This is a genomic window from Parasedimentitalea nitratireducens (assembly GCF_057444295.1).
Window position 1 is genome coordinate 63015 of record NZ_JBYAXC010000002.1, and the last position, 24882, is coordinate 87896.

Genomic DNA, 24882 nt, shown 5'->3' on the forward strand with positions numbered 1-24882 from the left:
GCTGATGCCGACTGACGGCAATAAAAACTTATGCAAATCGCTGGCTGTTATGCTGGCGATTTGTTGTTTTGTCGTACTTCCTTTTGCGGTAAACAGCCAAACTCCTTTTAGATTTCCACTGGGTCAGGAATCCCAACTTGGCACACCTCAAAGTGCAATTTTGACGATTCAAACAGACAGGTTTTTTTCAGAAAGTGCATTTGGCCGTCGTGTAGCGCGCGAAATGGAGGCCGAGGGAGCTGTTCTGGCGGCGGAAAATCGTCGTAAACAATCCGACTTGGAAAAAGAAGAACAGCAGCTTACGGAACGCCGCCCAACAATGGATCCCATAGCATTTCGCACTTTGGCGGATGCGTTTGATGAGAAAGTTCAGGAAACTCGTAGGCTGCAAGATAATAAATTGCGGGAAATCAATCGGATTGGTGAAGCGGCTCAGCGCGAATTCCTTTCTGTCTCCTTGCCGATACTCCAGCAACTGATGCGTGAGGCCGGCGCTGAAGCAATTCTTGAACATTCATCGGTGTTTCTTAGCGCTGACTCAGCTGACATCACTGATCTTGCCATCTCCCGTATAGATGCAGTCCTAGGGGACGGGACCCCCTTGGAAAGAGACCAATAGCACTTGCCGCCGCTTGCTCAAATGACGCTGTCTTGCTAGTCACAGCGCTAACACCAATATTTCGACAGGGAACCCACCATGACCGCCGAACTAAAGAGCGCTGACATTCAAATGATTCAGCGGATCCTGCCACATAGGTATCCGTTTTTGCTGGTGGACAAAGTTCTCGACATTGATGGTTTTCAATCCGCTCGCGGTATCAAGAATGTAACCATGAACGAACCGCATTTTCAGGGGCACTTTCCGGGCACCCCGATTATGCCTGGTGTTACAATCGTTGAAGCAATGGCGCAGACTGCAGGCGTGATGATTGGCACCGCATTCGATATGATGGACAGCGACATGCTGATCTATTTCATGAACATTGATAAGTGTAAGTTCCGCCGCAAGGTTGGGCCTGGCGATGTTCTCGAAATGCACATTGAAACCGTTCGGGGTAAGCCCGGTGGTAAGATCTGGAAGTTTTCCGGCAAAGCAACAGTTGATGGGGAAGCGGCAGCTGAAGCCGAATTTACCGCCATGGTTGACTTGCAAAAGGACTGAACATGATGAGTCAGATCCATCCCAGCGCGGTAATTGAAGACGGCGCCGTTGTTGGCGAAGGCTGCGAAATCGGCCCGTTCTGCGTTGTAGGCGCCGAGACCGTGTTGGGCGACCGCGTGGTTTTGAAAAGCCATGTGGTTGTGACCGGCCAGACCGAAATCGGCGACGATACGGTGGTGTTTTCATTTGCTGTGCTGGGTGAGGTCCCTCAGGATCTGAAATTCAAGGGTGAGCAGAGCCGAACTGTCATTGGCAAACGAAACCGTATTCGCGAGCATGTAACCGTGAACGCCGGTACCGAAGGTGGCGGCGGTGTTACCTGTATTGGCGATGACGGTTTGTTTATGGCTGGTTGTCACATTGCTCATGATGCCCAGGTTGGGGATCGGGTGATTGTGGTGAATTCGGCTGCGGTAGCGGGCCATTGCGTTCTTGAAGATGATGTCATCATTGGTGGCCTATCGGGCATTCACCAATGGGTCCGGATCGGCAAGGGCGCGATTATTGGCGCTGTCACCATGGTTACCAATGATGTGATCCCATACGGTTTGGTTCAGGCCCCGCGTGGTGATCTTGACGGATTGAATCTAGTTGGCTTGAAGCGCCGTGGCGTGGCGCGCGCTGACATTACCGCTCTTCGCGCCGCTTTTCAAATGCTGGCCCAGGGCGAGGGGACATTTCAAGAGCGAGCCAGACGTTTGGCTGACGAAAGTGATAGTGACTATGTTCAGGAAATTGTCGCCTTTATCACTGGCGTAAGCGATCGTTCATTCCTGACACCCGGAGGCTAAATGATGCTGGCTTTGATTGCAGGTACTGGTGCCTTGCCAGGCGAAATAGTTGCGCGTTTGGCAGAGAAGCCTCTGATATGCGCAATGTCCGGCTTTGCCCCAACTTCTGTTGGAATGGAAGTAGAATTCCGGCTGGAACAGTTGGGCAGTTTTATTGCCGAGTTGAAGTCCCGTGGTGTTTCTGAAATCTGCATGGCGGGCGCTGTTGGCCGACCTGCCATTGATCCAACCGAAATTGATGCCGCAACACTACCATTGGTGCCGGTGATACAGGCTGCACTTGGGGCAGGGGACGACGGGGCGCTGCGGGCTGTCATTGAGATTTTCGAACAGGCCGGTTTCTCTATCCGCGCAGCGCATGAGGTGGCACCAGATCTCTTGATGGAGCCTGGCGTACTGACCAAAGTGCAACCCGGTGAGTTAGACAAGACAGATGCCCAACGCGGGGGCGAAATTGTAGCTGCAATGAGTGCGGCGGATATCGGCCAGTCCTGCGCTGTCAGATCTCAACAAGCCATCGCCGTTGAAAACGCCTTTGGCACAGATTGGATGTTACAGTCTTTGCAGCATCGTCCGGATGGGCAGGGTGGTTTGCTGTTCAAAGCTCCTAAACCCTCTCAAGATCGACGAGCTGATCTGCCGACGATTGGCTCCACTACAGTAGAACTGGCAGCCAAGGCTGGCCTGTCGGGGATCGTACTTGAGGCAAATGGGGTCATTGTATTGTCGCAAGACGAAGTGATTGCCGCAGCCGATCGCCTTGGCCTGTTTATCTGGCTACGAATCGCATGAGTCTAAAAGTGTTCATTCTGGCTGGAGAGCCTTCGGGTGACCGGCTGGGTGGAGCATTGATGGCAGGCCTCCATGAGCTGTCCCCCGGAGTGACCTTCAACGGTGTCGGTGGGGCGATGATGGAGGCGCAGGGACTGGAGAGCCTGTTCCCAATGGATGAGCTGTCGGTCATGGGATTGGCCGAGGTTCTGCCAAAGTACTTTCATCTAAAGCGACGTATCCGCGAAGTCGCCGATGCAGTAATTGAAACAAAACCGGACGTTCTGATTACTATAGATGCTCCTGATTTCTCGTTGCGAGTGGCCAAGCTGGTAAAGAAGTCGAGTTCGATCCGTACTGTTCACTACGTTGCCCCATCTGTTTGGGCCTGGCGGCCAGGCCGGGCCAAGAAGATGGCCAAGATGATCGATCAGGTTCTGGCGCTTCTGCCATTTGAGCCTCGGTTCATGCAAGCCGCAGGGATGGACTGTGACTTTGTTGGGCATCCCGTTGTCGCAGAGCCTCAGGCGACTAAGGACGAGATCGCGCAGTTTCGCGCTGATCTTGGATTAGGAGATGCGTCTTTTGTCCTCGCCCTGCCTGGTTCACGACGCTCTGAAGTAGAACGCCTAGCTGCAGTATTTGGTGATGCGCTTAACTTGTTCCTGAAGAAACACCCTAACATGCACATTGTTGTCCCTGCCGCGGCACCCGTTGCGGAACTGGTGCGTGAACAAGTACAATCGTGGTCAGGGAAAGTGCACGTTGTGGATCCGGCGGACTACGACGATGCGACCGCTGCAGCTCACAAAAGAGCAGCCTTTGCCGCTGCCGATTTGGCTCTGGCTGCTTCGGGCACGGTTTCGCTTGAATTGGCGGCGTCAAATACACCGATGGTGATTGCCTACCGTTTCCAATGGCTGACTTGGCAGATCATGAAGCGTATGGCGCTTATTGATACGGTCACGCTCGTCAACTTGGTTACCTGCAGCCGCTACGTGCCTGAATGCCTAGGCCCAAATTGTACGGCCGAGAAGATTTCAGCAGCGTTGTCCAAAGTCGCAGATGACCCAACCGATCAGCAGCGCGCAATGGCCCTGACCATGAAGCAACTGGGGCAGGGTGGCGAAGCCCCGGGACAACGCGCTGCGCAAGCGATTCTATCAAGGCTGACCTGACTGCCAGCCTTGAACCCTATTGCTCGAATAGAGATTTTAGTATCCGCGCCAGATCCAGCCGCCACCAAAAATGCGGCTGCCTTCATTGGCATAGAAGACACAGGCCTGACCAGGGGAGACACCTTCCTCTGGGGTCAATAGCTCAACCTCGGCCTCGGTGTCCGATATAGGTCGGATGATCGCATCGCGCGGGGGGCGGGTCGACCGTACTTTGACCGACAAATGCCATTCCTTGCGAGACATGAAGGGCTCGTCGCCAAGCCAATTGATTTCACGAACTGGGATCGTACGGGTGGCCAGCAGTTCTTTTGGTCCGACAATTACCTGCTTTTTTTCTACATCTAGACGGACCACATAAAGTGGTTCGCTCAGCCCTCCGATCCCAAGACCACGGCGTTGACCAATGGTGTAGTGAATAACCCCGGTGTGTTGTCCAAGCACGCGGCCATCGTCATGAACGATTTCACCCGGCTCTGCGGCACCAGGGCGTAGCTTTTCGATCAGACCTGCATAGTTTCCATCCGGTACGAAGCAAATGTCCTGGCTATCAGGCTTGTCAGCTACGGCGAGCCCATACTGCTCCGCCATTTCACGGGTCGCATCTTTGCTGGCCAAATGACCCAGAGGGAATCGCAGAAACTCAAGCTGCTCAGGCGTGGTTGGGAACAGGAAGTAGCTTTGATCACGGTTGGCATCGACCGCAGAATGCAGTTCAGCGCCATGATCACCAACTTTTCGCTGGATGTAGTGACCGGTGGCCATACAGTCTGCTTCCAGGTCTTTTGCGGTTTGCAGAAGATCCTTGAACTTGATTCGCTCATTGCATCGAATGCAGGGAACAGGCGTTGCACCGGCCAAATAGCTGTCGGCGAACTCATCAATCACCGCATCCTTAAAAATGTTCTCATAATCTAGGACGTAATGGGGGAAGCCGCGTTCCTCGGCAACCCGGCGCGCGTCGTGAATATCGATGCCCGCACAACAGGCACCTTTTTTAGCCAGAGCTGCGCCGTGATCATAAAGCTGAAGGGTCACGCCAACCACATCATAGCCCTGATCAGCCAAGTATGCAGCGACAACAGAGCTATCGACACCACCAGACATGGCCACAACGACACGTGTTTCCGAAGGTGGTTTGGCAAAGCCAAGTGAATTGAGCGGGTGGGAATCATCCAGCGCCATAGGGCGACTCCTTGGATCATGGGGCAGACGTCGCAGAATATAGGAAAATCCTACAGACTCTCAAGGGCCATGGTTCACATATCATTAAGTCGTACCGGTCAAATCTGGAAAGGTACAAAGAGGGATACAGTAATGTTTTTGAAGAAAGTGGATGGTCCGCGGGCTGTGACCCTGCCGGACGGGACAACCATGACCCGGGCTGACCTGCCGCCAGAAACAACCACCCGCTGGGTTGCGTCTCGTAAGGCCGCGGTTGTGCGTGGTGTATTATATGGCTTGTTGCCTCAAAAAGAGGCAATGCAGAAATATGGGTTGAGTGAAGAAGAGTTTAGAAGTTGGGTCGCAGCAGTAGCGGACCATGGAGTTGACGCATTAAAGGCCACAGCGTTGAAAAAGTATCGACAGCCCTAGGCTCTGCCCCATATTAACCATTATGGTAACGGGGCGTTAACCTTTTTCCATCAAGGTTAACGCAATCTGAGGAAAAGAGTTAACAGGCGGAGACTACGACAATGCGTATCCTTTTGGTGGAAGACGATCCTACTACAGCAAAAAGCATTGAGCTGATGCTGACCCATGCGAATCTGAACGTCTATGTGACGGATCTGGGTGAAGAGGGTATCGACCTCGCAAAGCTCTATGACTACGACTTGATTTTGCTAGACCTGAACTTGCCGGATATGAATGGTCATGAAGTGCTGCGCCAGCTGCGCTTGTCCCGCATTGAAACACCAATCCTGATTCTGACCGGTGAAGATGACACTGAAAGCAAGATCAAGGGATTTGGCTTCGGTGCAGATGATTACATGACCAAGCCTTTCCATCGTGAAGAGCTGGTTGCACGTATCCACGCGATTATTCGCCGTTCCAAAGGTCACTCGCAGTCGATCATCAAAACCGGCAAAATTGCAGTCAACCTGGACGCCAAGACCGTTGATGTTGATGGCAAAGCTGTGCACCTGACCGGCAAAGAATACCAGATGCTTGAACTGCTGAGCCTGCGTAAAGGCACAACACTGACCAAGGAAATGTTCCTGAACCACCTGTATGGCGGCATGGATGAACCAGAGCTGAAAATCATCGACGTGTTCATTTGTAAACTTCGTAAGAAGTTGAGCAATGCAACAGACGGTGAAAACTATATCGAAACAGTTTGGGGCCGGGGCTATGTTCTGCGGGACCCGCAGGAAGATGTAATGACTGACGGGCCGCGCCTTGCCGTTGGTGCATAATTGCTAGCAAGATCACTGACCTATTATTGATTTGTAAGGCAGAACCACTTGGTTCTGCCTTTTTCTATGGCCTACTTAAACCCAAGCTTGGACTGAGCATCTGGACCTCGCCCCGCCCACAATCTATCAACAAGATTGCGAATGAACTGGGGGCGATCGTGACATCATCAAGCGACAACAAATCTGCTACAGAAAAAGATGCCCGGGCGGAGTTTCTGAAGCTTCAGGAAAAGCTGCAGTTGGCTGATCTTGCTTATCACCAGGATGACACTCCCACCATTTCGGATGCAGAGTACGACGCCGCCAAACGGCGATATCTGCAGTTGGCTGAACAAAACCCGGCATTTGCAGAGCTTGCGACTCACGTAGATAAGGTCGGCGCGCCAGCAGCGTCAGGCTTTTCAAAAATCACCCATGCGCAACGCATGCTTTCTTTGGGCAATGCCTTTGATGAACCGGATGTTCAGAATTTTGACCAGAGCATCCGACGCTATCTTGGCATCGACAACAGCGCGGCGCTTGTTTACTCGGCTGAACCCAAAATTGATGGGCTGTCACTGTCGCTGCGATATGAAAAAGGGATTTTTAAACAAGCTGCTACACGGGGAGATGGATCTGTTGGCGAGAACGTTACCGCCAATGCTCTGACCATATCGGATATTCCGCAGAACATAGAAGGCGCGCCTGACGTTTTGGAAGTTCGCGGCGAAGTTTATATGAGCCACGAAGACTTTGCTGCGTTAAACGAACGGCACAAAGAGCGGGGCGGGAAGACATTTGCCAACCCTCGAAATGCGGCCGCCGGATCGCTGCGTCAGCTTGATGCTGAAATTACCCGCGCGCGACCACTGCGGTTCTTTGCCTATAGTTGGGGTGAGCTATCTACTCCACTTGCAGGCACGCAGATGGAGGCCATTGCAAAGCTGGCTTCATTTGGCTTTCAAATTAATCCACTAACGCAACTATGTAAGACACCATCGGAGCTTGTTGAACACCACCATAAGATCGAGGTGCAGCGCGCCACACTGGGCTACGACATTGACGGCGTTGTCTACAAGGTCAATGATATTGCGCTGCAGCAACGGCTTGGCTTTCGCTCAACCACACCCCGATGGGCAATCGCGCACAAGTTCCCGGCCGAGCTGGCTTGGACCAGGATCGATGGAATTGACATTCAAGTTGGGCGCACAGGGGCGCTGAGCCCGGTTGCTCGACTGTCACCGGTCACGGTTGGTGGCGTGGTGGTGTCGAATGCGACTTTGCACAACGAAGACTACATTCAGGGCCGGGATTCCAAGGGCGAAGTGATCCGGGAAGGCAAAGACATAAGAATTGGTGACTGGGTTCAGGTTTACCGCGCCGGCGATGTGATACCCAAAGTGTCAGATGTGGATCTAACCAAACGGCCTGACGGAGCGGCTCCATTTTCTTTTCCTCACCTTTGTCCCGAGTGCAGTAGCCCGGCAGAGCGAGAAGAGGGTGACGCGGTTCGCTATTGTACGGGGGGGATGATTTGTCCGGCACAAGCGAAGGAAAAGCTTAAACATTTTGTCTCACGCAAAGCTTTCGATATCGAAGGGCTGGGCGCACGACAAATCGAAATGTTCTACGATGATGAGAACCTTGCAATTCGAGAACCAGCCGACATTTTCCGCTTAGCGCGGGTTGATCAGGGAAATCTGACCAAGCTGAAGAACCGTGCAGGCTGGGGAGATCAGAGTGCTGCAAACTTGTTTGCTGCAATCGAGGAAAAGCGGCGTATCGAATTTGGGCGTATGCTGTTTTCTCTGGGCATTCGCCATGTTGGTGAAACTGGCGCCAAGGATCTCGCTTTGCATTTCTTGACGTGGGACAGGCTGTTGCAAGCAGCAGATACCGCGCGCGCGGCTGCGCTGGCATGGCGCAAAGCTGATGAGGCCGAAGAGGCTGAGCGAGCCTTGGCCAGTACCGAAGGCAGGCGTGCAAAAATAAAAGAAACCAGAGACTTGGCAGTCAAAGCTAGCAATGTGCCCGATGCGGCCGGCACCGCTTGGGAGGATCTGGTGAGCATTGACGGTATTGGGGCTTCAGTTGCGCTTTCATTGACCGATGCCTTAGCAAATACCGAGGAACGCGCCGCAATCCTAAGGTTGGCGGGGGAACTTGAAATTGTTCCGGCCGAGGCCCCGTCAGCAGAAAGCCCTGTTGCGGGAATGACGGTTGTGTTCACAGGAACACTGGAAAAAATGACGCGTGCCGAGGCCAAGGCACGAGCCGAATCTTTGGGGGCCAAGGTGTCGGGCTCGGTTTCCAAAAAAACGGATATCCTGATTGCTGGCCCCGGCGCTGGTTCCAAGGCAAAGAAGGCGGCCGACTTGGGAGTGAAGACACTTGATGAGGATAGCTGGTTGGAGCTGATTAGTTAGATATGAGCGGGCGTCCAGAAATTCTGTTTCCACTGTTTTCCAGTCTCGATACTCTGCAAGGGGTTGGTCCTAAGACGGTTCAAAACTTCGTAAGTTTGAATGTAGAAACGCCGCGTGACCTATTGTTTTTGCTGCCATACTCTATTGTTGATCGGCGCCGTCGTGACACGATCAAAGGACTAGATTTTCCCACCACAGCAACGGTTGAGGTGACAATTGGAAAACATCGACCAGCCCGCAACCGGGGCGGGGCTTACCGAATTCATGTTGAAGACGCAGAGCTAGAGTTTCAGCTGGTCTTCTTTCATGGACGCAGCCGCTATCTCGAGGCTCAGTTGCCTGAGGGCGCGCGTCGCGTTGTATCTGGTAAAGTCGAACTGTTCGATGGCACTGCCCAGATGGTTCACCCCGACCATATGGTGCCACTTGATCAGGCCGCTGAAATTCCCGAATTCGAACCCGTTTACAGCCTGACCCAAGGCGTTACGCAGAAAACCGTATTCAAAGCAGCGCAAGGTGCATTGAGCCGTGCACCTGAATTGGTTGAGTGGATTGACCCTGCCCAAATGGTGAAAGAATCCTGGCCAAGTTGGCACGACGCCATCCAATCGGCCCATAATCCAACAAGCCTTGAAGAGCTGGACGCACATAGTCCAGCTCGGGCGCGGCTGGCCTATGACGAGTTGTTCGCGCACCAAATTACGCTGGCCCTCGCGCGGAACAAAGAGCGCAAGGCACGCGGTATTGTGAGTTTTGGTAATGGAGACTTGCAGTCGAAGGTGTTGAAAGCATTACCTTACCGACCAACAAATGCGCAGCAGCGTGCGATCACTGAGATCTCAGAGGATATGCAAACCGAGAAACGAATGAACCGGCTTTTGCAGGGGGATGTTGGCTCGGGCAAAACTCTTGTGGCGTTTATGGCATTGCTGGTTGCAGTCGAGGCAGGCGGCCAAGGTGTAATGATGGCGCCAACCGAGATCTTGGCGCGTCAACACCTGGATGGGCTAAAACCCTTGGCCGAAGAGGCCGGTGTTGTTTTGGAAATCATGACAGGGCGCGACAAAGGCAGCGAACGCAAAGCCAAGTTGGCCGCGCTAGCGCGTGGAGACATTCAAATCCTGGTAGGGACACATGCCGTTTTCCAATCCGATGTGAAGTTCGCGGATTTGCGGTTGGCTATCGTTGATGAACAGCACCGGTTTGGCGTCCGACAGCGGATGGAGTTGGCAGAAAAAGGCAAGGGTGCTGATGTACTTGTGATGACCGCGACACCAATCCCGCGCTCACTAGCTTTGTCGCAATACGGCGATATGGATGTTTCGGTTCTGGATGAAAAACCGGCTGGTCGTAAACCGGTGAAAACGGCTGTGACAAGCACTGAGAGAATGGACGAGGTTGTCAATCATTTGCGCAAAGCAATTGAAGAGGGGCGACAGTGCTATTGGGTTTGCCCACTGGTCGAAGAATCTGAGGTGTCTGACCTAACGGCTGCCGAGGAACGGTTCAAACGCTTGCGTGCGGTCTTGGGGGACGAGTCTGTTGGTTTGGTCCATGGCCAGATGCCTGCTGCCGAGAAAGATGCCGCCATGGCCGCTTTCCAGTCTGGAAAGACATCTGTTCTCGTCGCCACAACGGTTATCGAAGTCGGGGTGAATGTACCCAACGCAACGATCATGGTCATTGAACGGGCCGAAACATTTGGTCTCGCGCAGCTGCACCAGCTTCGAGGCAGGGTGGGTCGCGGTAGCCAAGAATCAACGTGCTTGTTGATGTACCAAGCACCTCTGAGTGAAGGCGGGCGCAAGAGATTAGAAGTTCTAAGGGACACCGAAGACGGTTTTGTGATATCTGAGACTGATCTACAGATGCGGGGGGCAGGGGATGTCATCGGCACCGCTCAATCAGGGTTGCCCCGGTTCCAGATTGCAGATCTCGAACGCCAGTCTGGATTGATGGCTGTGGCTCAGAGTGACGCTCGGGCGTTATTGGCAACAGATCCAAATTTGTCCAGCCCGCGCGGACAAGCTGCGCGTGTTCTCCTTTGGCTCATGCGCCAAGATCAGGCAATTCGTTTAATATCAGTGGGTTAAGTTGGTTTTGGGTCAAGTTCCCTGCCGATGTTCTCTTTTGTTCTCAAAAAGTTCTTTACATGTGTTCTGTAAAATGAGAACAAAGGGTCAACAGAAGCGCCAGAGAGCGTGACCAACAGAACAACGACAGACCGGAGGACCGAGTTATGATTGAACAAATCAAGAACACATTTCACTATTCGCCAGCAAACCTGATCCAGGATGCTGCTGGTGCCGCCGCATTGATTGTGATGCTGGTTGTCGCGCTTCACCTGCCTGGCTTGATCTAGGCCACACACATACCGTTTGCGCTTTTTTGTGCCAGTTGTGCCTGCATCCTGTCCCAAGTGATTTCGGAGTTCACTGCCTGTTCGTCCTCCGGAGCTGGATCTGCCTCATGATCCTCAAGTCGCAACTGGATCCCGCACAAAAATGCGTCTTGCCGCCGCCATCTGCCCAGATGTGCGGCGGCCTTTTATTTGCTGACAACTAAGTTTTGACAACGCACTACGTTATCAAAACTGTGCTTAGGCGCAGCTTTCCTGTGGAATTTGTTGCATTGCTTCCAGCGTTGCTTCGAGAGCGAGCAAGATCGAAGCATGCCTGTTCTTATACTCGCGCGCCGGAATCAGAACTTCCAGACCATCAAACGGGGAGTCAGGAACTGGGCCTTCGGCAGTCAGCATCATTTTCAGCTGATCACGGGCGGTGCATATTTCCTGTTCTGTGCGACCAACCACTGCAGAGCCAACAACCGATGCAGATGCCTGGCCCAAGGCGCAGGCTTTAACATCCTGGCCAAATTCGGCAATTTTCCCATCTTTCAGACGCAGATCAACGGTCACTGTCGAACCACAAAGTGGGGCGCGTTTCTTGACTGTGACGTCAGGCGCGTCCAGCCGGTCAAGATGTGGAATGTCCGCCGCCAATGAGAGAATGCGCGAGGAATAGAGTTTGATCAGATCATTTTCACCGGACATGTGTGTTCCTTGGGCTTTCCCTGAGACTTGGTTCTCAATACATAGGGTGTGAAATTCCAGATGCAAAAGGTTTTTGTCATGTCGTTTGATCCCGCAACCTTGACCTACAATGAGGCCGGTCTAATTCCCTGCGTTGCACAAGACGAAGCAAGCGGTGAAGTGCTAATGATGGCATGGATGAATGCTGAATCCGTGTCGCGGACATTGGAAACTGGTAAGGTGACTTACTGGTCGCGGTCTCGCCAGTCCTTTTGGATCAAAGGGGAGAGCTCGGGGCACGTTCAGAAACTGATAGATCTGCGCGTTGATTGCGACAGAGACTGTTTGTTGGCGGTGGTACAGCAAACTGGACCAGCCTGTCATACCAATCGAAGAAGCTGTTTTTACACCGCGGTACGCGATGGTGCCGAAGTGGAACTGATGCAACCTCTGGATTGAGTGACTTTGTAGTGCTTAGGTGCTGCGTGCACCTATAATCCAACCATTCTTCGAATGTCGTCTGGGGTGGCCCCTTCGTCACGATACTTAGAAATGGCACGAGCATCATCTCGCTTGGCCAGGCGTTTGCCATTTTCGTCGCGGATTAAGCGGTGGTGGTGGTAGTTCGGCTGGTGCCAATAATACTGTATTTCATCATCTAGCAGATGGCCGACTAGGAGATGGATCATGGTTGCCTCTAACAGATCTTTCCCGCGGACGACGTGTGTCACACCTTGCTCTTGGTCATCAACAACTACCGCCAAGTGATAAGCCGCCCCCATATTCTTACGACTTACGACGACATCGCCAATCCCTGCTAGCATCATTTCAGGTGTGAATTCATAAGATTGCTTATGTGGGTCTGCACTCGGTCCATATTCACCAAAATATGCATATCGTGTTTTTTCGACGGCGCGTGGCGGCAAAAACAAATATGTATTCCGAAAGCTGTACTCTATTGCCCTGGCCATATCCAACCTGAGTGTTGCATTCGCAGGGCGCGGGGTCACAAGGGGATGGCTCGGCCTATTTGAGTGGCGACAAGTGCCTGGGTAAATTAGACCGTCTGGACCGTATTGTACTTGGCCCTCTTGTGGAGCCGATTGCGCCTCCCGAATGTCGCGCCGAGAACACGTGCATTCAAATAGCAATCCTTTGCTCCACAAAATGTCGAGGGCCAGATCATATTGTGACTGGCAATGGGATTGCTTGCGACAAGGCTCGGGCCAATAAAGTCCAAGCCAGCTTAAATCGTCGTAAATCTGATCTTCCCAATGATTTCGCGCTCGTGACTGGTCAAGATCGTCGATCCTCAGTAAAAACTCGCCGCCCTCTGCCTTTGCCAAATCGTGGGCAAGCATGGCAGAGTAGGCGTGGCCAAGATGCAGCGGGCCAGTTGGCGATGGGGCAAACCGGGTTACAAACTTCACGAGGCACGGATCCTTTTGAATTTCTTAAGAGAAGCTCTCAAGCCATTCTGACCATACAGTTTTTGCCCGATCCGTATAGGCCTTGTAACGATCTTTGCGCCCGCGCCGTCCGCCTTTCAATCCCTCAACTGGTTGGAAAAGGCCAAAGTTGACGTTCATCGGCTGGAAAGTCTTGGCCTCGGCGCCGCCGGTGATGTGATGGATCAATGCACCCATCGCGCTGTCTTGCGGAACGTCTGGCAGGGTATTACCCTGGATCTCAGCCGCTGCCATTCGGCCGGCCAGCAAGCCCATGGCAGCACTTTCCACATAGCCCTCAACACCGGTGATCTGGCCAGCAAAACGCAGGTGAGGTTTTGATTTCAACCGCATCTGGGAATCCAACAGAGTTGGTGAGTTCAAAAACGTGTTGCGATGAATACCGCCCAGTCGTGCGAACTGCGCATCTTCAAGCCCGGGGATCATCCGCAAGACCTGGGTTTGCGCGCCATATTTCATCTTGGTCTGGAAACCGACGATGTTGAACAGGGTACCCAGTTTGTTGTCACGACGTAGTTGGACCACGGCATAAGCCTTATCTTCTGGCTTATGCGCGTTGGTCAGTCCAACGGGCTTCATTGGGCCAAATCGCAGGGTTTCACGACCGCGCTCGGCCATGACCTCGATTGGCAGACAGCCATCAAAGTAGCCCGCGGTTTCACCTTCGTGGAACTCGGTCTTTTCAGCGGCCAGTAGCGCATCAATAAACGCTTCGTATTGTTCCTTGGTCATTGGGCAGTTGAGATAGGCGGTGCGCTCTTCCTCGGTCTCGCCCTTGTCATAGCGCGATTGCATCCAGGCCTGCGACATGTCGATGCTTTCGGCATAGATGATGGGGGCGATTGCATCGAAAAAGGCTAGCGCCTCGGCTCCGGTTTCATTTTGAATGGCCTGTCCCAAAGTCGAAGAAGTCAGCGGACCGGTCGCAAAAATCCAATGACCTTCGTCCGGCAGCTCTGTAATTTCATCATACGAGACCGAAATATTAGCATGGGAAAGCAGGGTATCGTTGACCGCCTGTGCAAACGGCTCCCGATCTACGGCCAGTGCGCCACCAGCGGGTAGCCGGTGTTTATCTGCCGTTGCCATGATCAACCCGTTGGCCGCGCGCATCTCCCAATGCAGCAGACCAACGGCGTTTTGCTCATGATCGTCCGAACGAAATGAATTCGAGCAGACCATCTCACCCAGGTTACCGGTCTGGTGGGCAAAGGTTTCCACTTTGGGGCGCATCTCGTGGATTACCACTTGGACGCCCATGTTTGCCGCCTGCCAGGCAGCTTCGGACCCGGCCATGCCGCCGCCCACGATATGCAATGTCTGTGTCATGGCTGCGACATAGGGCAGGGGAAGGCTTGGCGCAATACTGGGCTTGGTGAAACGCAACAAAACAAACATGATCGAACTTCACAGTCAGCGTTAAGCCGATCATTTAGAGGTGTTTCAGAGTGGGGAATTTGGGGTCGCCGCTGCGGGAATGTCGAACCGGGGAGAGATCCGGTTTGGAGGGACCTTCCACAGGCGGCGACCCAAATTGTGACCGGGCTATTTGCCCTGCCCAATCCTTGCCATGTTCTTGCCTTCTTTGAAAGGCTCGATATGGAAACAATGCGCACCAAATCGTAAACAAAGACTAAAATTTTCAAGAAATCTTATTTTTTCTGCCAGTTAGGTGCGCGTTTCTCGGTGAACGCCGTCATGCCCTCGATGGTGTCGCGGTACAAAAGGTTCTCGACAATGACATCACTGGTGTATTCATAGGCCTGATCCATTGGCATCTGCAGTTGTTCGTAAAACGCTTTCTTGCCGATTCTGACGGCCGCGCCCAATTTACTGGCGATGGTATCAGCCAGTTTGTTCGTTTCCGCTTCCAGGCTGTCTACGGGCACTGCGTGATTAATCAGTCCCATTTCGACGGCGCGAGCGGCCGTTATGAATTTTCCCGTCGTCAGCATTTCCAGCGCATGTTTTCGCGGTATGTTGCGGCTCAGGGCGACCATTGGGGTCGAGCAGAACAATCCGATATCAACACCGTTCACTCCAAGCTTTGAATCCTCGTCGGCCATCGCCAGATCACACGAGGCTACCAATTGGCAGCCGGCAGCTGTGGCGATGCCGTGAACCCGGGCAATAACAACTTGCGGCAGGGACTGAATACCCATCATCACATTGGTGCAGCGTGAAAACAGATCTTGGAAGTATTCCTTGCCGCCGTCGTCTGAGCTGCGCGCACTGTTCATTTGCTTGATGTCGTGACCAGCGCAAAACGCCTTGCCGCTGCCCGAGAGTATGACAACCTTGATCGAGCTGTCATGTCTGAGCTCATCGATCTGTGCCTGCAGCGCAGCAAGCATTTCATCGGACAGTGCGTTAAGTTTTTGGGGGGCATTCATTTCCAGTTGGGCAATGGCCCCCGTGTCGTAACGTCGTAGAATTGTCATCTTGCTCTCCTGTACGTGCTTGCCCAACCTTAGGCGGTGCAAAAGGGGGAGAAAAGCATGGCCTTGCAAATGGACGCGGCGGAATTGATGGAGTTTCTGGATCAGGTGTTTCCGCAGGTCCGCGAAGATTTCGAAGTTGATGCGCTTGCAGAGAGTGAGCTGACAATGCGTTTGCGTGTTCAAGATAAGCACTTACGCCCCGGAGGAACTGTATCGGGGCCTTCCATGTTTGCGCTTGCCGATTGCTCTGCTTACGCCATGGTTTTGGCACGGATTGGACGGCAAGCATTGGCCGTTACCACCAGTTGTTCGATGGACTTCATGAACAAACCCTCTGCAAATGCTGACCTGTCTGCACATTGTTCGCTGCTAAAACTAGGCAGGTCATTGGCTGTTTGTGATATTCTGATCTACTCGGTTGGGAGTGAAGCCCCGGTGGCACGGGCAAGTATGACCTATTCAATCCCTCCCAAGAGATAGCAATTGAGCTGCTTGTTTGACGTGGAATTGTACCAATAATTGTATGGTGTTTTGATCGTGGTATTAGGCTTGGCGACATAAAAAAGGCCGGGGTTTCCCCCGGCCTGACAGTGGTCCTGGCTTCTGGGGGTCAGGGGCGCCAGAACGGAAGAGTCGCTTGATAATGAGCTTCGGCGCGGCTGAGCCCGATGTCGTTGAGCTGAGCGGGTGAAAGGTTAAGCAGGTGCTTGCGCGTGCGTTTTCGCATGTTCCATTTGGTTACAAGCACCGCAAATACAACCGCCCATTGTGCCATAACTGGCAGAGCCTGACGGCTATTCAAGAAAGACATGTTAGATTGAGTTAGTTGAGCGTGCTGTACCATATTGAGCTCCATTATTGTGTTGATACAATGTGTACCATTGTGTTACGTTTTACGGGTACAATTGGTTTCAGTGGCTGTCTATGGAAGGATTGTAATGGGTACAATTTGGCCGAAGGATTTTGGGGGTACAAAAGGCCCCAAGTATAAAAAGCTAGCAGAAACAATCCGATCTGCGATTGATCGCGAGGATCTTGTAGTTGGCACAAAGTTGCCACCTGTTCGTGAATTGTCTTATGAGCTGGGTATTACACCCGGGACAGTTGCACGCGCCTATACGATTCTCACTGATGAGGGTGTGCTGCAGGCCGAGGTTGGGCGAGGTACATATGTCGCCAGTAAACAAAAACCGGTCTTGGATGATGTTTGGGCGCGTCAGCTCCATGTGCACGAGATAAATAATCCAGAACACGTAAGCCTCTTTAGCCCGCGAATTGTTGATGTGGGGCAGGTCGAGGCTATTCGAAGAGCCCTACGACAGGTCGCCGCCGGGCCGGACTTGTCATTTTTAAGCTACCCGACCCGGAGTGCTTACCAGCCTGTGCGGGAAGCAGTGGTGGGTTGGTTGTCTGACTTGCCAATTGGTAGTCTGGGCGAGCAGGATGTAGTTCTCACCCATGGTGGGCAAAGTGGTCTGATGGTCGTAATGCAGGCTTTGCTAAAGGGCGAGCGGCCAACGATATTGGTTGAGGACCTTTCTTATGCAGGGTTTCGTCGCGCGGCTGAATTGCTCCGTGCTCGGGTGGTTGGTATCGAGATGGACGACTATGGAATTGTACCTGACGCACTAGACAAGGCGGCCCGAAAAACCGGTGCTGTGATGCTATGTACCAGCCCGGAAGTCCATAACCCAACGGGGCTGTTCACGCCACTAGAACGACGACAGGAGATCGTTGAGGTTGCGCGTCGCCACGGCATTCAGATCATTGAAGACGATTGTTACCGCATGGGCGATGCTCGTGCTCCAAGCTATCGAGCGCTAGCGCCAGAATTGGGCTGGCACGTAAGTTCAGTCTCTAAATCCTTGACGCCGTCGTTGCGGGTTGGTTTTGCGTTGGCCCCACAGGGGCAGGGGCCTCACTTGCGGCGGGTGGCAGAGCATGGGTATTTTGGCCTTGCCCAACCCCTTGCTGGCGTGACCGGAATTCTTCTTGGCGACCCAAATACCAAAAAACTTGTTCGGGAGGTGCAAAAGGAAATGGCGCGTTATGTGCGTGTGGCCGTAAACACGTTAGGTGGCTTTGATCTGACCTGGGATGATCAGGTTCCGTTTGTGTGGCTGCGTCTTCCCTCAGGATGGCGATCAGCAGCCTTTACCCGCGCAGCCGAGGCAAAGGGAGTGCAGATCCGCTCAGCTGATGAATTTGCATTGCGTGATGGTCGTGCCCCAAACGCTGTTCGCATTGCAGTGAACGGACATGTGCCCCTTTCTGTTTTCGAGGATGCAATGCTGCGGCTAAGATCGTTGCTGGACAATCCGCCAGAACAAATAAGTGTTTGATGTCAATTGGGCCGACCCTCAAAGAGGGAGAGCCCGCCCAAGACGTATTAGTTTTCTGGTTCTTCTAGCGGAATCCATACCGACAGGTTGTTAGACCCATAAGACCAATTGTCTTTTGAGGCAGCAACACCAGCCGTAACAGCCGCGGCAATCAGTCCAGCTGGTGAGGCACCACCTACGATGACACCATCTAGTGTTGGTGTTATACCAAACTTGCTGGTCAAATCGCCCGCAGCGCAATTGATCCGCAATTGTGTCGGTTTTCCGTTGAACTTGGGCAGGCGGACAACAGCGGGGGTCACAAACTCAGCAGACAACTCAGCTGAGTCAACTTTACAGCGTGCGCCTACGATTTCTTTGCGTCCCGGAACATAAACGCGACCATTTTGTTCGGTGTTGATTTTATCCGCTTCGTCAATATCAGCAACATATGTGCGCACTATGGGTTCAGAAAAGCCGACAACTCTGTCCTGTGTCAGGGCTGCGTGCTTAAAGCTCATGTTCACAGGAGGTGCGGTGACAGGTGCAAATTGTGAGCAGCTTGCTAATGAAAAAATGAATGCAAAAGCGGTATACTTAGATATCTTCAAGGGGTTCTCCTAGCTCAAATAAGTGGCGTGACCATATGGAAAGGGAAGGGAGCAGCAACTTGTGCTTGTTAGGGGGGGATGTGTTTATTCTCTAGTGTTGCGAAATTGCGCAAAGTCGCTGCCCTAATTGGTGGGGTAATATCATACCTATTTTTTAACGCGTTGAAAACAAGCAATTAAAACTCAGTTGTTGTTGTTGACTGGTGTGAGGGTTCGCCGTAAATACCGTCCATAGAATTCGAGTGCCGGTGTTATATCGGTGCTCCTCACGTCAAACAGGATTTACCTGCTATGAAAACCTTCTCTGCTACCCCGGCAGATATCGAGAAGAAATGGATCATCATCGACGCCGAAGGCGTGGTGCTGGGCCGTCTTGCCTCGATTGTTGCCATGCGTCTGCGCGGCAAGCACAAGCCATCGTTCACACCGAACATGGACACTGGCGATAACGTCATCATCATCAACGCCGATAAGGTACAGATGACTGGCAAAAAGCGCGAAGAAAACTTCTACTGGCACACCGGTCACCCGGGTGGCATCAAGTCGCGCACCAAACAGCAAATCCTCGAGGGCAAGCACCCCGAGCGCGTCATGATCCAAGCGGTCAAGCGCATGCTGCCAGGTAACAAGCTTAGCCGTCAGATCATGACCAACCTGCGTGTCTACGCTGGTGCCGAGCATCCACATGAGGCGCAAAGCCCCGAAGTTCTGGACGTAAAGTCCATGAACAAGAAAAACACCCGGAGCTAATGTAGATGTCTGATCAGATTAACACTCTCGAAGAGCTGAGCGCCGTTGCTGGTGTAGAAGCTGTGGCTGAAGACATCATCGCACGTGAGCCTGTGCGTGATGAGCTGGGCCGTGCATATGCAACTGGCAAACGTAAAGACGCTGTTGCTCGCGTTTGGATCAAGCCGGGTTCCGGTAAGGTCACAGTAAACGGTCGTGAACTGAACGTGTACTTTGCTCGTCCGGTTCTGCAGATGATCCTGCGCCAGCCGTTCCAGGTTTCTGGCACCGAAGACCAGTTTGACGTCTATGCGACAGTCAAAGGCGGCGGCCTGTCCGGGCAAGCCGGTGCGGTCAAGCATGGTGTTTCCAAAGCTCTGCAGCTGTACGATCCCAGCCTGCGTGGCGCTCTGAAAGCTGCTGGCTTCCTGACCCGTGACTCGCGCGTTGTTGAGCGTAAGAAATACGGTAAGGCCAAAGCCCGTAAGAGCTTCCAGTTCTCGAAGCGCTAAGTTTCGATTACACAGTATTGAAAAGGCCGCGCAAGTTGCGCGGCCTTTTTGTTTGCTTAGCCATTTTTCAAATGGCTAAGGTGATCATTTGGGTCTGCTTGGAAATCAGTCTTTGATGTACCAGTCATCAAACCGCGATACCGAGGTAAGAACCCGTGAGTAGCCCTTGGATGTCAGCAGGCTGTGAATATCTTCTCGTTGCGGCGCATGATTGTGCTCAACCGAAAGCACGCCAAACGATCTTTTCTCAAAATCAAAAGCGTTGAGAATGTCAAACTCACTGCCCTCAGTATCGATTGATGCATAGTCAATCACAGCAGGTGCATTGTGTTCATCAAGCAGATCGTTGAGTGAAATGGTTTCTACGTCATATTGCTGACCGCGTAGCTTTCGGCTTGGCTTGACGAATGTAGAGATCGCCGAGTTTTCTCCGCGCGGGGCTTCGGTGAACTGCAAACGTTCTCCGCTCGCTTTCCATACGCAGCGCGTGTCGATGGTGCAGTTTCGATTGGCGCGCAGATCTTCGTGCCAGCCACGTGCAGGTTCCGCCAAGATCCCGGTCCAGTTAAACTTGTTCTCCATCAGCCAAGTATTATTCAGCTCCACCCCATCGGTGGCACCAAATTCCAGAAAGAAACCATTCTGTTTGAAATCAGTCTGTGCCAGTGCAAACAGGTCCTGTCGAAGCTGTGAGCGCGAATTGTCTAGATGATCGATGCAAGCGTTGCGTTTGTCGGCAGGCATTGCTTTGATGAATTGCAGATCATAATAGCCGCGTTCGCGCTGTTTCAATTCAACCAGGCGATCTTTGCGTGTGATCGTAGTGTTTGACAGAATATTTGACACAGTTTGACTGACCTTTTTTGAGAACCTGTACTCTTCTTGTTACTCGCGTGATCCAGATGCCGCAAGTCTATGTCATCTGCCTAAATGGGCCAACGCAGCTATAGAGACGCGCTAATCTCTGTCGATCAGACCAAGACCGCGTAGATAAATGCCGATTCCGCTCTCTAACAAATCTTCGGGTGGAAACGGCGAAGCAGTGCCTGGCCCGTTGCGAGCGTAGAGTTCAACCACTCCGTGACTAAGAGCAAGGATATGGGCAGAAAACATAGAGGCGGGGGGGCGTTTTTCTATTGGGATGTGTTCGCATAGATCGCTTGCAGCGCGCTCTAATACACCGCGTGCACGTGCTGCGGCGTCGGCAAGTTCGGGGGTGCGATTAACCGAAATACCGCTTTCGAACATAGATATGTAGTGGCCTGGGTGTTTGCGCGCAAAAGCCAGATAGGCTCGTCCCGTAGACTCAAATGCCGCTAGCGCTGAGGGCTGACCCTTGTCATAGGCAAACTGCATCAGGTCAGCGAACATGGAAAAGCCTTGCCGCGCGGCCTCTGCAATCAGGTCTTCACGCCCCTCAAAATGGCGGTATACGGCTGCGGGGGTTACGCCCGCCTGTTTCGCGGCCTCAGACAGGGTAAACCCGGTAGGCCCCTTTACCTCAATAAGCCGCAACGCAGACTCAACAAGCGCCTGGCGTAGGTTTCCGTGATGATATCCGCGTTTAGGCATTCCAAATTCCCAGTCCGCCACAAATGGCACGATCTGGTGCTCCAATGGCTTCGATGTCTTTGTTGGCATAATCTAGCGCGTGCAGAACATGTTGGATTGCCACAAGGCGTGCCCGTCTTTTGTCTTCAGAGCGCACAACCGTCCAAGGGGCAACATCACTGTGGCTGCGCCTGAGTGTTTCTTCGATTGCGTCCGTATACGTGTCCCAATGCTCAAGACCCTTGATGTCGATAGAGCTAAGTTTCCACTGTTTTAATGGGTCCTGTTCCCGTTTCAGAAAACGCTGAAGTTGTTCGGCCCTTCCGACGTTTAGCCAGAATTTGAACAGCTTAACGCCGTCATCAACCAAAGCCTGTTCAAAACCGCCCACTTGGCGAAAGAAGCGTTCCCTTTGATCATCGCTGCAAAAACCAAAAACTTTTTCTACCACGCCGCGGTTGTACCAGCTGCGATCAAAGAACGTGATTTCTCCGCCTGACGGGAGGTGGCTGATATAACGTTGAAAATACCATTGGGATTGTTCTGCTTTAGACGGTTTGGCCAAGGCAACCACACGGGCGCCGCGAGGGTTAAGGTTCTCACGGAACCGTTTGATTGTGCCGCCTTTTCCAGCTGCATCGCGCCCTTCGAACAAGATTGCGACACGCTGGCCAGATTGCTTAACCCAGGCCTGAGCTTTCATCAGCTCGACTTGAAGTTTGGCCATCTCTTTTTCATAGGCCTTGCGCTTCAGCTGGTCCTTATGCGGGTAGGACTGGTCAAGAATTTCATTTCTTTTAGCGTCAAGGACCAGTTGTCGAATTTCATCAGGAGCAGCGTCCTCAAAATAGGCACTAATCGCACCATTAAATGGCAGTTGCATTGTGAAACCCTTCCTATCCTCAACCTGTTATATGGTACTTGGATAGGGAATGTGAATCGTTTTAACGAAAATAACAGCAGCAAAGCAAACGATTGGATCGCTTATTGCTAAGCCGTCGCGCCTAAGTGCGACGATTGATAGAATGATCATCCTGTTTAGGTTGGGGGCCATCAGAGATCAGGAATTCAAAACGTCGGTTGAACAGTTTGCCTGCGAAATTTGTTGCTTTGGTGCACCAGTCTAAAGCCCGGGCCTTACAGCAACAAAACCTGCGTACCTACCTTCACCAATTCGTACAGCTCCTCGACATGCTGATTGTAAAGACCAATGCATCCGGATGAGCTTTGCCGCCCGATCTTACGGGTGTCATGGGTGCCGTGCACTAGATAAGCAGGCCAGGTCAGATACATGGCACGGGTGCCCAGTGGGTTTCCAGGGCCGCCCTCCAAGCGTTGTGGCAGTGTGGGGTCGCGTTCGCGCATAGAGGCAGTGGGTGTCCAGCTGGGATTTTTGGCCTTGCGCACAACAGATGTATAACCACGTTTGGTTAGCTCTTCGGTTAACGGCACTGATGAAGGGAACAGGCGATAGGTCTCTTCGTTCTCACCCCAGTAGTGCAGGGCACGGCTGTTGATGTCAGCCAACAGGCAGCCCACACCAAGTGTATCAAAATGATCCTGCCAACGTTGTTTATGAAAGGCCGAAATATTGCGTTGAACGGGTGGTTCATCACTTGCTGGGCGTTCCTCTAGCGGAAACGCATCCGTTGACTGTGCGCGCAAAAACGTGGGCGCTGCCATAAGGGATGCTGCGCCAAGCAGGGCGTTGCGGCGGGTGAGATTTTGCTTGGACATTCTGTCTCCGGTAGGGCTGGTATGACGGTTCAGGCGTTCCGGTGAACATAAGAAATTGAAGCTGCTTTGACAGTGAGCTGTCGCACACATCCGTGTGAATAACGCAGTTGTGTGGTTCCAGTATGGGAAGGTTTTGGGGGCTGATGTGTGCAAAAAAAAAGAATGGCCGCAGATTTATCGGCGGCCATTCAGAACTTTCTTTAGTGCGGGGCTTATTCCATCACAGGGATCGAGAACTCGCCGCCTTCTTTGATGCCCGAAGGCCAACGTGCAGTCACAGTTTTGGTGCGTGTGTAGAACTTGAACGCATCCGGGCCGTGCTGGTTCAGGTCACCAAAGGCAGATTTCTTCCAGCCACCAAAGGTATGATAGGCCAAAGGAACAGGAATTGGTACGTTAATGCCGACCATGCCGATGTTGATCCGGTTGGCAAAGTCACGGGCGGTGTCGCCATCGCGGGTATAGATCGCGGTTCCGTTGCCGTACTCGTGGCTGATCGCCAGCTGGATCGCTTCCTCATAGGTTTCTGTGCGGACTGTTGTCAGAACCGGACCAAAGATCTCTTTTTTGTAGATATCCATGTCGGGTGTGACGTTGTCGAACAGGTGCGGGCCAACAAAGAAGCCGTCCTCGTAACCCTGCAGCGAGAAGTCGCGACCATCCACAACCAGATCAGCGCCTTGATCAACACCGGTCTGAACCAGGCTCAGGATGTTGTCCTTGGCGGCGCTGGTCACAACCGGGCCGTAATCGACGTCGTTGCCGGATGTGTAAGGGCCAACTTTCAGGCTCTCGATGCGAGGAACCAGCTTTTCGATCAGCTTGTCAGCTGTTTCCTGACCAACAGGAACCGCAACCGAGATCGCCATGCAGCGTTCGCCAGCCGCACCGTAGCCAGCACCGATCAGTGCGTCGGCTGCCTGATCCAGGTCAGCGTCGGGCATGATAATCATGTGGTTCTTAGCGCCACCAAAGCACTGAACGCGCTTACCCTGGGAACAACCTGTGCCATAGATGTACTCGGCAATCGGGGTCGAGCCAACAAAGCCCACCGACTGAACAACGTCGTTGTACAGGATCGCATCAACCGCTTCTTTGTCGCCGTTGACCACCTGAATGATGCCTTTTGGCAGGCCTGCTTCCTCCAGCAATTCAGCCAGCATCAGCGGAACCGAAGGTGCGCGCTCGGATGGTTTCAGGATGAACGCGTTGCCACAGACGATGGCTGGGGCAAACATCCACATTGGGATCATCGCTGGGAAGTTGAACGGGGTGATACCCGCAGAGACACCCAACGCCTGGCGCATGGAGTACATGTCAATGCCGGGGCCTGCGCTGTCGGTGAAGTCACCTTTCAGCATCTGTGGTGCACCAATGCAGTACTCAACCACTTCCAAGCCGCGCTGTACGTCGCCTTTTGCATCCGGGATGGTTTTACCATGCTCGCGGCTCAGGGCCTCGGCCAGCTTGTCCATGTCGCGGTTCAGCAACGATACATATTTCATCATCACGCGGGCGCGACGCTGAGGATTGACGGCTTCCCATGCAGGCTGTGCAGCTTTGGCAACCGCTACGGCTGTTTCCAACTCGCCTTTGGTGGCCAAAGGCACCTTGGCCTGTACTTCGCCCGTTGCAGGATTAAATACATCCGCAAAGCGACCGGATGTGCCTTTGACGTGTTCGCCATTGATGTAATGGGTCAGTTCTTGCATGGGATCCTCCTATTTTCAGTTGTTGGCATCATAGGCTTGCAAAAATC

The 24882-nt window shown here is 52.8% G+C and carries 27 protein-coding genes; 15 read left to right on the top strand and 12 right to left on the bottom strand.

The window, feature by feature from the left end; genetic code table 11:
* Nucleotides 1–4: 4 nt before the first annotated feature.
* From AC2T28_RS06050 to lpxB, 5 genes are all read left to right on the top strand, one after another.
* The gene (locus AC2T28_RS06050) at nucleotides 5–619 is read left to right on the top strand and encodes an OmpH/Skp family outer membrane protein (protein WP_486748079.1); all 615 of its coding nucleotides are present in this window, start codon (nucleotides 5–7) and stop codon (nucleotides 617–619) included.
* 78 nt (nucleotides 620–697) lie between these two features.
* The gene (fabZ, locus tag AC2T28_RS06055; RefSeq protein WP_486748080.1) at nucleotides 698–1162 is read left to right on the top strand and encodes a 3-hydroxyacyl-ACP dehydratase FabZ; all 465 of its coding nucleotides are present in this window, start codon (nucleotides 698–700) and stop codon (nucleotides 1160–1162) included.
* A 5-nt stretch (nucleotides 1163–1167) separates the two neighbouring features.
* The gene (gene lpxA, locus AC2T28_RS06060; RefSeq protein ID WP_486748081.1) at nucleotides 1168–1953 is read left to right on the top strand and encodes an acyl-ACP--UDP-N-acetylglucosamine O-acyltransferase; all 786 of its coding nucleotides are present in this window, start codon (nucleotides 1168–1170) and stop codon (nucleotides 1951–1953) included.
* Between the two features lie 3 nt (nucleotides 1954–1956).
* Complete coding sequence (locus AC2T28_RS06065) at nucleotides 1957–2745, top strand: LpxI family protein (RefSeq protein ID WP_486748082.1); 789 nt, start codon at nucleotides 1957–1959, stop codon at nucleotides 2743–2745.
* Nucleotides 2742–3902, top strand: coding sequence for a lipid-A-disaccharide synthase (lpxB, locus tag AC2T28_RS06070; protein ID WP_486748083.1), 1161 nt, complete (start codon nucleotides 2742–2744; stop codon nucleotides 3900–3902). Before AC2T28_RS06065 ends, lpxB begins: the two co-directional genes overlap by 4 nt.
* Nucleotides 3903–3938: 36 nt before the next feature.
* Here lpxB and mnmA read toward each other — a convergent pair whose 3' ends face one another.
* On the bottom strand, nucleotides 3939–5084 hold the full coding sequence (gene mnmA, locus AC2T28_RS06075; protein ID WP_486748084.1) for a tRNA 2-thiouridine(34) synthase MnmA: 1146 nt from the start codon (nucleotides 5082–5084) through the stop codon (nucleotides 3939–3941).
* 132 nt (nucleotides 5085–5216) lie between these two features.
* Between mnmA and sciP the strand changes: the two genes are divergently transcribed.
* From sciP to AC2T28_RS06100, 5 genes are all read left to right on the top strand, one after another.
* Complete coding sequence (gene sciP, locus AC2T28_RS06080; protein WP_486748085.1) at nucleotides 5217–5495, top strand: CtrA inhibitor SciP; 279 nt, start codon at nucleotides 5217–5219, stop codon at nucleotides 5493–5495.
* 101 nt (nucleotides 5496–5596) lie between these two features.
* Nucleotides 5597–6316, top strand: coding sequence for a response regulator transcription factor CtrA (gene ctrA, locus AC2T28_RS06085; protein WP_486748086.1), 720 nt, complete (start codon nucleotides 5597–5599; stop codon nucleotides 6314–6316).
* A gap of 158 nt (nucleotides 6317–6474) precedes the next feature.
* Entirely contained in the window at nucleotides 6475–8721 is a 2247-nt protein-coding gene (gene ligA, locus AC2T28_RS06090) for an NAD-dependent DNA ligase LigA (RefSeq protein WP_486748087.1), read from the top strand.
* Nucleotides 8722–8723: 2 nt separating this feature from the next.
* Nucleotides 8724–10814: an ATP-dependent DNA helicase RecG gene (gene recG / locus AC2T28_RS06095; RefSeq protein WP_486748088.1), complete on the top strand. Its 2091-nt coding sequence runs from the start codon at nucleotides 8724–8726 to the stop codon at nucleotides 10812–10814.
* A gap of 146 nt (nucleotides 10815–10960) precedes the next feature.
* Entirely contained in the window at nucleotides 10961–11083 is a 123-nt protein-coding gene (locus AC2T28_RS06100; protein WP_486748089.1) for a hypothetical protein, read from the top strand.
* 237 nt (nucleotides 11084–11320) lie between these two features.
* Here the strand turns inward: AC2T28_RS06100 and AC2T28_RS06105 are convergent, their stop codons facing one another.
* Nucleotides 11321–11773 (bottom strand): iron-sulfur cluster assembly scaffold protein, encoded by a 453-nt coding sequence (locus tag AC2T28_RS06105; RefSeq protein ID WP_486748090.1) that lies wholly within the window; start codon nucleotides 11771–11773, stop codon nucleotides 11321–11323.
* A gap of 60 nt (nucleotides 11774–11833) precedes the next feature.
* Between AC2T28_RS06105 and hisI the strand changes: the two genes are divergently transcribed.
* Entirely contained in the window at nucleotides 11834–12211 is a 378-nt protein-coding gene (hisI, locus tag AC2T28_RS06110) for a phosphoribosyl-AMP cyclohydrolase (protein WP_486748091.1), read from the top strand.
* A 32-nt stretch (nucleotides 12212–12243) separates the two neighbouring features.
* Here hisI and gluQRS read toward each other — a convergent pair whose 3' ends face one another.
* The 3 genes from gluQRS to AC2T28_RS06125 form a co-directional block, all read right to left on the bottom strand.
* Nucleotides 12244–13182, bottom strand: a complete 939-nt coding sequence (gene gluQRS, locus AC2T28_RS06115) for a tRNA glutamyl-Q(34) synthetase GluQRS (RefSeq protein ID WP_486748092.1) — start codon at nucleotides 13180–13182, stop codon at nucleotides 12244–12246.
* Between the two features lie 24 nt (nucleotides 13183–13206).
* Complete coding sequence (gene trmFO, locus AC2T28_RS06120; protein ID WP_486748093.1) at nucleotides 13207–14550, bottom strand: methylenetetrahydrofolate--tRNA-(uracil(54)-C(5))-methyltransferase (FADH(2)-oxidizing) TrmFO; 1344 nt, start codon at nucleotides 14548–14550, stop codon at nucleotides 13207–13209.
* Nucleotides 14551–14873: 323 nt separating this feature from the next.
* The gene (locus AC2T28_RS06125) at nucleotides 14874–15662 is read right to left on the bottom strand and encodes an enoyl-CoA hydratase (RefSeq protein WP_486748094.1); all 789 of its coding nucleotides are present in this window, start codon (nucleotides 15660–15662) and stop codon (nucleotides 14874–14876) included.
* A 57-nt stretch (nucleotides 15663–15719) separates the two neighbouring features.
* On the opposite strand from AC2T28_RS06125, the gene AC2T28_RS06130 reads away from it, so the two are divergent.
* Nucleotides 15720–16142 (top strand): PaaI family thioesterase, encoded by a 423-nt coding sequence (locus AC2T28_RS06130; protein WP_486748095.1) that lies wholly within the window; start codon nucleotides 15720–15722, stop codon nucleotides 16140–16142.
* Nucleotides 16143–16272: 130 nt separating this feature from the next.
* On the opposite strand, the gene AC2T28_RS06135 is transcribed toward AC2T28_RS06130, so the two are convergent.
* A complete protein-coding gene (locus AC2T28_RS06135) occupies nucleotides 16273–16473 on the bottom strand; it encodes a DUF1127 domain-containing protein (protein WP_486748096.1) in 201 nt (66 codons plus the stop codon).
* Between the two features lie 127 nt (nucleotides 16474–16600).
* Between AC2T28_RS06135 and AC2T28_RS06140 the strand changes: the two genes are divergently transcribed.
* Complete coding sequence (locus AC2T28_RS06140; RefSeq protein WP_486748097.1) at nucleotides 16601–18004, top strand: aminotransferase-like domain-containing protein; 1404 nt, start codon at nucleotides 16601–16603, stop codon at nucleotides 18002–18004.
* A 47-nt stretch (nucleotides 18005–18051) separates the two neighbouring features.
* On the opposite strand, the gene AC2T28_RS06145 is transcribed toward AC2T28_RS06140, so the two are convergent.
* Nucleotides 18052–18504, bottom strand: a complete 453-nt coding sequence (locus AC2T28_RS06145) for a hypothetical protein (RefSeq protein ID WP_486748098.1) — start codon at nucleotides 18502–18504, stop codon at nucleotides 18052–18054.
* 381 nt (nucleotides 18505–18885) lie between these two features.
* Between AC2T28_RS06145 and rplM the strand changes: the two genes are divergently transcribed.
* Both rplM and rpsI read left to right on the top strand, forming a co-directional pair.
* Entirely contained in the window at nucleotides 18886–19344 is a 459-nt protein-coding gene (rplM, locus tag AC2T28_RS06150; protein ID WP_486748099.1) for a 50S ribosomal protein L13, read from the top strand.
* A 5-nt stretch (nucleotides 19345–19349) separates the two neighbouring features.
* Nucleotides 19350–19835 carry a 30S ribosomal protein S9 gene (gene rpsI, locus AC2T28_RS06155; protein ID WP_486748100.1) on the top strand — a complete coding sequence of 162 codons (486 nt, stop codon included), beginning with the start codon at nucleotides 19350–19352 and terminating at the stop codon, nucleotides 19833–19835.
* 105 nt (nucleotides 19836–19940) lie between these two features.
* On the opposite strand, the gene AC2T28_RS06160 is transcribed toward rpsI, so the two are convergent.
* The 5 genes from AC2T28_RS06160 to AC2T28_RS06180 all read right to left on the bottom strand — a co-directional run bounded on the left by AC2T28_RS06160 (nucleotide 19941) and on the right by AC2T28_RS06180 (nucleotide 24835).
* The gene (locus tag AC2T28_RS06160) at nucleotides 19941–20681 is read right to left on the bottom strand and encodes an FkbM family methyltransferase (RefSeq protein WP_486748101.1); all 741 of its coding nucleotides are present in this window, start codon (nucleotides 20679–20681) and stop codon (nucleotides 19941–19943) included.
* 111 nt (nucleotides 20682–20792) lie between these two features.
* Nucleotides 20793–21407: a TetR/AcrR family transcriptional regulator gene (locus tag AC2T28_RS06165; RefSeq protein ID WP_486748102.1), complete on the bottom strand. Its 615-nt coding sequence runs from the start codon at nucleotides 21405–21407 to the stop codon at nucleotides 20793–20795.
* Entirely contained in the window at nucleotides 21400–22269 is an 870-nt protein-coding gene (gene ppk2 / locus AC2T28_RS06170) for a polyphosphate kinase 2 (protein WP_486748103.1), read from the bottom strand. Before ppk2 ends, AC2T28_RS06165 begins: the two co-directional genes overlap by 8 nt.
* A gap of 254 nt (nucleotides 22270–22523) precedes the next feature.
* On the bottom strand, nucleotides 22524–23123 hold the full coding sequence (locus AC2T28_RS06175; protein ID WP_486748104.1) for a L,D-transpeptidase: 600 nt from the start codon (nucleotides 23121–23123) through the stop codon (nucleotides 22524–22526).
* Between the two features lie 212 nt (nucleotides 23124–23335).
* The gene (locus AC2T28_RS06180) at nucleotides 23336–24835 is read right to left on the bottom strand and encodes a CoA-acylating methylmalonate-semialdehyde dehydrogenase (RefSeq protein WP_486748105.1); all 1500 of its coding nucleotides are present in this window, start codon (nucleotides 24833–24835) and stop codon (nucleotides 23336–23338) included.
* Nucleotides 24836–24882 lie beyond the last annotated feature (47 nt).